The 7,594-nt window shown below is 71.0% G+C and carries 7 protein-coding genes; 2 read left to right on the top strand and 5 right to left on the bottom strand.

All coding sequences use genetic code 11. From position 1 onward, the window contains the following. Positions 1-109: 109 nt before the first annotated feature. Positions 110-712: a dephospho-CoA kinase gene (gene coaE, locus ABZ635_RS26880; protein WP_357770017.1), complete on the bottom strand. Its 603-nt coding sequence runs from the start codon at positions 710-712 to the stop codon at positions 110-112. A gap of 33 nt (positions 713-745) precedes the next feature. Further along, complete coding sequence (locus ABZ635_RS26875) at positions 746-1,243, bottom strand: GNAT family N-acetyltransferase (protein ID WP_357770015.1); 498 nt, start codon at positions 1,241-1,243, stop codon at positions 746-748. A gap of 74 nt (positions 1,244-1,317) precedes the next feature. On the opposite strand from ABZ635_RS26875, the gene ABZ635_RS26870 reads away from it, so the two are divergent. Further along, on the top strand, positions 1,318-1,683 hold the full coding sequence (locus ABZ635_RS26870) for a DUF1801 domain-containing protein (protein ID WP_357770014.1): 366 nt from the start codon (positions 1,318-1,320) through the stop codon (positions 1,681-1,683). A gap of 85 nt (positions 1,684-1,768) precedes the next feature. On the opposite strand, the gene rpsA is transcribed toward ABZ635_RS26870, so the two are convergent. The 3 genes from rpsA to polA all read right to left on the bottom strand — a co-directional run bounded on the left by rpsA (position 1,769) and on the right by polA (position 6,935). Next, entirely contained in the window at positions 1,769-3,268 is a 1,500-nt protein-coding gene (gene rpsA / locus ABZ635_RS26865; protein WP_357770012.1) for a 30S ribosomal protein S1, read from the bottom strand. A gap of 436 nt (positions 3,269-3,704) precedes the next feature. Then, positions 3,705-4,148: an alternative ribosome rescue aminoacyl-tRNA hydrolase ArfB gene (gene arfB / locus ABZ635_RS26860; RefSeq protein ID WP_357770019.1), complete on the bottom strand. Its 444-nt coding sequence runs from the start codon at positions 4,146-4,148 to the stop codon at positions 3,705-3,707. A 30-nt stretch (positions 4,149-4,178) separates the two neighbouring features. Next, positions 4,179-6,935, bottom strand: coding sequence for a DNA polymerase I (gene polA / locus ABZ635_RS26855; protein ID WP_357770011.1), 2,757 nt, complete (start codon positions 6,933-6,935; stop codon positions 4,179-4,181). A 117-nt stretch (positions 6,936-7,052) separates the two neighbouring features. Here polA and ABZ635_RS26850 point away from each other — a divergent pair, with 117 nt between their 5' ends. Further along, a complete protein-coding gene (locus ABZ635_RS26850) occupies positions 7,053-7,478 on the top strand; it encodes a hotdog fold thioesterase (protein ID WP_357770010.1) in 426 nt (141 codons plus the stop codon). Positions 7,479-7,594 lie beyond the last annotated feature (116 nt).

Genomic DNA, 7,594 nt, shown 5'->3' with positions numbered 1-7,594 from the left:
GGGCGGTCGCGACCCGCTATGACAAGCGGGCCGCGATCTTCGACGGGACTGTGCAGGTGGCCTCGATCAGGATCTGGCTCCGTGACCTGACCCGTCCAAAAAACAGTGCCTAGGCCGCGCGTTCCAGGAGCGCGCGCCACAGCTCCGCCACACGGTCGGCGAGCTCCTCACGGGTGCCGGAGTTGTCCACCACCAGGTCGGCCGAGGCGAGTCGGGTCCGCCGGTCGGCCTGGGAGGCGATCCGGGCCCGCACCTGCTCAGGGGGCATCCCCCGGTCGCGTGAGACCCGCTCCACCCTGACCTCGTCGGGAGTGTCCACCACGACCACCACGTCGTAGAGCGGCTCCAGTCCGTTCTCGACCAGCAGGGGCACGTCGTAGACCAGCACCCGGGCGCCCGCGGCCTCGGCCCGGGCCATGAGCTCGGCGCTGCGCTCGGCCACCCGGGGGTGCACGATCGCGTTGAGTCCGGCCAGGCGGGCCTTGTCAGCGAAGACGATCGCACCCAGCGCGGGCCGGTCCAGGCTTCCGTCGGCGGCGAGCACGCCCTCGCCGAACTCGGCGACCACCTCGGCCAGTCCCGGGGTGCCGGGCGCGACCACTTCCCGGGCGATGGCGTCGGCGTCGATCACGACCGCCCCGTAGGAGGCCAGCGCGGCGGAGACCGCGCTCTTACCCGAACCGATCCCGCCGGTGAGACCCACTTTCAGCATGGGCCACACCCTAGGGGGCGCGGAGGGCGGGCGTCACGCCGACCCCGCGCCCACCGGGGCCAGTTCCTTGCGCATGTGCACCATCACCAGGTGTTCGGCCACCCGCTCGCGGTGCGTCTCCGCGTAGCCCAGCGACCGGTACAGGCGCTGGTTGCGGGGGGTCTGCGCCCCGGTGAAGAGGGTGAGCGCCGTCAGGTCGGGCCTGCGCTCGCGCAGGTCGTCCTCCACCCGGGCCAGCAGGGCTCCCGCGATCCCCCTGCGTCGTAGGTCCGGCGCGACCACCAGGCGCCCGACCACGCCGGTGGTCTCGGTGATCCCGGCCCGGACCGCGCCGACCAGGCGGGCGCCGACCACCGCCTTGAGTACCAGGGCGCCGTCGTCGGCGAGCAGGCCCTCGATCCGGGACAGCCCCTCGGTGAGCGGCAGGATGAACGGGTCGCCGTAGGCCTGGGCCTCGTCCACGTAGGCGGCGCGCTGCAGGGTGAAGATCTCACCGGCGTCGTCGGGGGTGGCCGGGTGGATGTCGAACACGTCGCCTCCTCAGCTGGGGCCCGCCCTCGGCGGGTACCAGGCCACCCTAGCCCCCGGTGAGTAGGCTCGTACCCATGGTGAGCAGCGGGGCGGTCGACGTCGACACCTATCTGGCGGAGCTTCCCGGCACGGAACGGGCGGCCATGGGCGCGCTCCGGGACCTGTGCCGGGCCGAGCTCGCGGGGTTCGAGGAGGTGATGGCGTACGGGATGCCCGGGTACCGCAGGGACGGGGTCCTGGAGGTGTCGTTCGCCCGGCAGCGACGCCACGTCGCGGTCTACTTCACCCGGGAGAACGTGATGGCCGCCCACGCGGAGCGGCTGGCCTCACGGGACACCGGCAAGGGGTGTGTGCGCTTCCGCTCCCCCGGGACGGTCGACCTCGACCTGGTCGGCGACCTGCTGCGCGCCACGGCCGCCGCCCGGGGACCGGCCCGCTGACACGCGAAGGGGCCGCCCCCACCCGTTGGGTGGAGACGGCCCCTCACTCAGCCATCACGCGGGCCGAAGCCCGGCGACACGACCTCTAGGCCTCGCCGCCCGCGAGCTTCTCGCGCAGGGCGGCCAGGGCCTCGTCCGAGGCGAGCGCACCGCTGCTGGACTCGGAGCTGGACGACGAACCGCCGGCGCTCTGACCGCCACCGGTGTAGTCCTCCTCGTCCTCCTCCACGGCAGGAGCGTTGGCGGCGTCGGCCTCGGCCGCGCGCGCCTCCTCGACCTGCTTGCGGTGAGCCTCGAAGCGGGCCTGCGCCTCGGCGTAGCTGCGCTCCCACTCGTCGCGCTGGGCCTCGAAGCCCTCGAGCCACTCGCCGCTGTCCGCGTCGAAGCCCTCGGGGTACTTGTAGTTGCCCTGCTCGTCGTAGTCGGCGGCCATGCCGTACAGCGTGGGGTCGAAGTCCACCTGGTCGGGCGAGACGCTCTCGTTGGCCTGCTTCAGCGAGAGGCTGATGCGACGGCGGTCGAGGTCGATGTCGATGATCTTGACGAAGATCTCGGTGCCGACCTGGACGACCTGCTCCGGCACCTCGACGTGGCGCTCGGCCAGCTCGGAGATGTGGACCAGGCCCTCGATGCCCTCCTCGACGCGCACGAACGCACCGAACGGGACGAGCTTGGTGACCTTGCCGGGAACGACCTGACCGATCTGGTGGGTCCGGGCGAACTGCTGCCACGGGTCTTCCTGGGTCGCCTTGAGCGACAGGGAGACGCGCTCGCGCTCCATGTCCACGTCGAGGACCTCGACGGTGACCTCCTGGCCGACCTCGACGACCTCGCTCGGGTGGTCGATGTGCTTCCAGGAGAGCTCGGAGACGTGCACCAGACCGTCGACGCCGCCCAGGTCCACGAAGGCACCGAAGTTGACGATCGAGGAGACGACGCCCTTGCGGATCTGACCCTTCTGGAGGGTGTTGAGGAACGTCTGGCGGACCTCGGACTGGGTCTGCTCCAGCCAGGCGCGACGGGACAGGACCACGTTGTTGCGGTTCTTGTCCAGCTCGATGATCTTCGCCTCGAGCTCGCGGCCGACGTAGGGCTGCAGGTCGCGGACGCGACGCATCTCGACCAGGGACGCCGGAAGGAAGCCGCGCAGGCCGATGTCGAGGATGAGACCACCCTTGACGACCTCGATGACGGTGCCGGTGACGACGCCGTCCTCTTCCTTGATCTTCTCGATCGTGCCCCAGGCCCGCTCGTACTGAGCGCGCTTCTTGGACAGGATCAGACGGCCTTCCTTGTCCTCCTTCTGGAGAACGAGGGCTTCGACCTGGTCGCCGACGGCAACGACCTCACCGGGGTCGACGTCGTGCTTGATCGACAGTTCCCGAGAGGGGATGACACCCTCGGTCTTGTAGCCGATGTCGAGCAAGACCTCGTCTCGATCGACCTTCACGATGGTGCCCTCGACGATGTCACCGTCGTTGAAGTACTTGATGGTCTCGTCGATCGCCGCGAGGAAGGCTTCCTCGGACCCGATGTCGTTGACCGCTACCTGGGGTGTCGAGGTGGCCTCGGTGCTGCTCGTCATTTGTGGGTGGACTCCGGATACGGACAGGAACAGGAAATGGGCACGCCGCAGGTTCGAGCCCGTCGATCCGCAGTCCAGAAGTAAGAAGCGAAGGTCACATGTACGGAACGAGCCGTCCGTGACCGCCAGCCGCCGGTCCAGAGTGGAGACCGAAGCGGTGCAACCCTCCTGCCCCCTACCGGAGACAGCGGACGCCCGCACGAACCCACAACGCTGACGCCAGAATATGAGACGCGAGCGCACAGGTCAATCGGAATACGGGGACAGGGCGCCGTGCGAGGCCGTCGTGGCCGCAATTTACCCGAGCCGGGTGGGGAAGATCAACTAGCCCCCCGGCCATGTCTGCCAGGGTCTGACGCGCCTCGCGCCCGGCTCGGCGGTACCGGGCGGAGGCGTTCGGAAAAAAGTCCGGAACGCGTGGTTCGACGGACGCCCGTCAGTCCATCGGGGGACGCGAACGGGACCGCTTCACGTCGCTCCGCCGACGCTTGGCGTCCAGACGGCGCCGCTTGGCGGCCCGACTCGGCCGCGTCCGCCGCCGTTCCGGGGGCGGTGGCGCGATCGCCTCGGCGAGGATGCCCGCGAGGCGTTCCCGGGCCTCGGCCCGGTTGCGCGCCTGGGACCGGTGGGTCTGCGCCGACACCGTCAGCACCCCGTCCACCAGGCGCCCCTCGAGCCGCTCCAGGGCGCGGGCGCGCCGTGTCGCCCCCAGGGCCCGGCACCCCGCCACGTCCAGCGACAGCGACACCCGGGTGTCGGACGTGTTCACGTGCTGCCCGCCCGGCCCCGAGGACCGGGAGAACCGCCACGTCAACGCGTCGGAGGGGACGGTCACGGGCCCCACGGCCAGACCACCCGTGGTCTCGTCCTGCCCCGCCACCGCCACCACCTCCGCGTTCACGGCCGCGCCCTAGTGCGCGGCGTCGTGCCAGTTCTGCCCGCTGCCGACCGAGACACCCAGTGGGACACGCAGATCATAGGCGGAGCCCATCTCGTGCGTCACGAGGTTTTCGACCGCCTCGCGCTCGCCCGGGGCCACCTCCACCACGAGCTCGTCGTGCACCTGCAACAGCACGCGGGAACGGTGCCCGGCCTCGCGCAGCGCGGCGTCCACCTGGAGCATCGCCACCTTGATGATGTCGGCCGCCGACCCCTGGATGGGCGCGTTCAACGCCATCCGCTCCGCCATCTCACGCCGCTGGCGGTTGTCGCTGGTCAGGTCCGGCAGGTAGCGGCGACGGCCCAGGATGGTCTCGGTGTAGCCCACCTTGCGCGCCTCGTCCACCACCCGGTGCAGGTAGTCGCGCACCCCGCCGAAGCTGGCGAAGTAGTCCTCCATGAGCTTCTTCGCCTCCTCCGGGGTGATGCCCAGCTGCTGGGACAGGCCGTAGGCGCTCAGCCCGTAGGCCAGGCCGTAGCTCATCGCCTTGATCCGGGAGCGCGCCTCGCCGTCGACCTCGGCGACCTCGATGTCGAAGACCTGCGCCGCCATGTGCGCGTGGAAGTCGTAGCCGCTGTTGAAGGCGTCGATCAGCGCCTGTTCGCCCGACAGGTGCGCCATGATGCGCAGCTCGATCTGGCTGTAGTCGGCGGTGAGCAGCTCCTCGTACCCCTCCCCGACCACGAACGCGCGCCGGATGCGTCGGCCCACATCCGTGCGCACCGGGATGTTCTGGAGGTTGGGGTCAGTGGAGCTCAGCCGTCCCGTCGCCGCCACCGTCTGGTTGAAGGTGGTGTGGATGCGGCCGTCGTCGGCCACCGTCTTGATCAGGCCCTCGACCGTCGTGCGCAGCTTGGTCTGGTCCCGGTGGTGCAGCAGCACGCCCGGCAGCTCGTTGTCGGTGCGGGTCGCCAGCCACGCCAGCGCGTCGGCGTCGGTGGTGTACCCCGTCTTGATCTTCTTGGTCCTGGGCAGCTCCAGGTCCTCGAACAGCACCTGCTGCAACTGTTTGGGCGAACCCAGGTTGAACTCGCGGCCCACGATCTCGTGCGCCCGCTCGACCGCGCCCCGCGCGGCCGAGGCGAACTCCTCCCGCAGGCCCTCCAGGTACTCCCGGTCGGCGGCGATGCCCGCCCGCTCCAACCGGGCGAGCACGTCCACCAGGGGCAGCTCCACCTCGTGCAGCAGGTGGGTGCCGCCCCGCTTGTCGAGTTCGGCGGCGATCACCCCGGCCAGGTCCCGGGTGGCGGCGGCCCGCACGGCCAGCCCGTGACCGCGGCCCCCGCTCCCCTCCCCCAGGTCCAGGGTCATCTGCGCGCCGTCGGTGTCCCCCTCCAGTTCCCGGCCCAGGTACTTGCGGCTCAGGTCGGCGAGGTCGAACCGGCGCTGCCCGGGCTGGGCCAGGTAGGCCGCCAGGGCGGTGTCGCTGATCACCCCGCCGAGCTCCCACCCGTGCGCGCCCAGGGCGAGCAGGGCGCCCTTGTACTCGTGCACCGCCTTGGGCCGCCCGGTGTCCGCGAGGAAGGCCGCCAGCGCCTCGGTGTCGGCGGCGTCCAGCACGGTGGGGTCGACGTACAGGGAGGCGCCGCTGGGCACCGTGACGGCGAGGGCGTCCACCCTGCCGGTCCCCGCGCCCCACACGCCGTCCAGGGCCAGCCCGGCCGGAGCCTGGTCGGTGAGCGCACCGGCGGCGGCGTGCTCGGTGATCCAGGCGGCCACTTCGCCCGTGGCGGCCACCGTCACGTCCACGGCGAAGCCCTCGGCGGCCGCGCCCGACTCCGGGGCCGTCCCCGTGTCACCGGCGCGGATGACGGCGTACAGGCGCTCGCGCAGGTTGGAGGCGAACTCCAGGTTGTCGAAGAGCGCGTCGACGCCCGCGCGGTCGGCCTCGCCCAGGCCCAGCTCCCGCACCCCGGTGTCGAGTTCCACGTCGGTGACCAGCTTGTTGAGCCGCTGGTTGCGCAGGACGTCGTCGAGGTGGTCGCGGAAGTTCTGGCCGGCTTTGCCGGGAACCTCGTCGGCGCGGGCGACCAGCTCCTCCAGGGAGCCGAACTTGGTGATCCACTTGGCGGCGGTCTTGGGACCCACCCCGGGGACGCCGGGGAGGTTGTCGGCCTTCTCCCCCACCAGGGCGGCGAGGTCGCGGTACCGCTCCGGGGTGACCCCGTACTTGTCCAGCACGGCCTCGGGGTCCATCCGGCGCAGGTCCGACAGGCTCTTGCCCGGGTACAGGACCGTGCAGTCCTCGGTCACGAGTTGGAAGGCGTCCCGGTCTCCGGAGGCGATCAGCACCTCCATGCCCGCCTCGCCGCCCTGGTGCGCGAGCGTGGCGATGACGTCGTCGGCCTCGAAGCCGGGCGCGGACAGGTTCGTGACGCCGATCAGCCGCATGAGGTCCTGGGTCAGCGGCACCTGGGAGGGGAACTCCGGCGGGGTCTCCGAGCGGCCGCCCTTGTAGCCGTCGTACTCCTCGTCCCTGAAGGTGGGGCCGGACAGGTCCCACGCCACCGCGACGTGGGTGGGCTCCTCGTCGCGCAGCAGCTTCACCAGCATGGAAGCGAAGCCGTACACCGCGTTGGTGGACTGCCCGGTGCTGGTGCCGAACTTCTCCACGGGGAGCGCGAAGAACGCGCGGAAGGCCATCGAGTGGCCGTCCAGGAGGAGCAGCCGGGCGCGCCCGCCGTCGGCCTGGGATGTCTGGTCAGGGGTCTCTCGCTTGGTCACCACAGAACGAATCCTAGGATGCGCTACGGACAGCCCGCGGCCATCGCCGCGGGAACACCTCCCCCGACCGGTCGGTTCGACCGGTTACGGGTTCACCTGACCGGATCGGAAGGCACCACCATGACCACAGACGCCGAGGGCATGCGCGAACTCATCGACTCCGGGGCGCTCTCCGGAGGCCTGGGGGAGCGCATGGGCATCGAGATCACCGAGGCCTCCGCCGAGCGCGTCGTGGGCCGCATGCCGGTCGAGGGGAACCGTCAGCCCTTCGGACTCCTGCACGGCGGCGCCTCGTGCGTGCTCGCCGAGTCCCTGGGTTCTATCGGCTCCACCATCCACGCGCAGGGGTTCGGTCGGATCGCCGTGGGCATCGAGATCAACGCGACCCACCACCGCTCCGCCACCGAGGGGTACGTCACCGGGGTGGCGACCCCCGTCCACCTGGGACGCACGCTGGCCACCTGGGACATCACCGTCACCGACGACCGGGACCGGAAGGTCTGCACCTCCCGTCTGACCTGCATGCTGCGCGACGCCCCGCAGTAGGGGCCCCGGCGGGCGGGCGGGGTCCCGGCCTACTCCACGGTCACGCTCTTGGCGAGGTTGCGGGGCTGGTCCACGTCATTGCCCTTGGCCAGGGCGAGCTCGCACGCGAACACCTG

It is taken from the genome of Nocardiopsis sp. NPDC007018 (genome assembly GCF_040635075.1).
Classification (GTDB): domain Bacteria; phylum Actinomycetota; class Actinomycetes; order Streptosporangiales; family Streptosporangiaceae; genus Nocardiopsis.
Note: the sequence above shows the minus strand (reverse complement) of the source record. Positions and strands in the feature narration are given on the sequence as shown.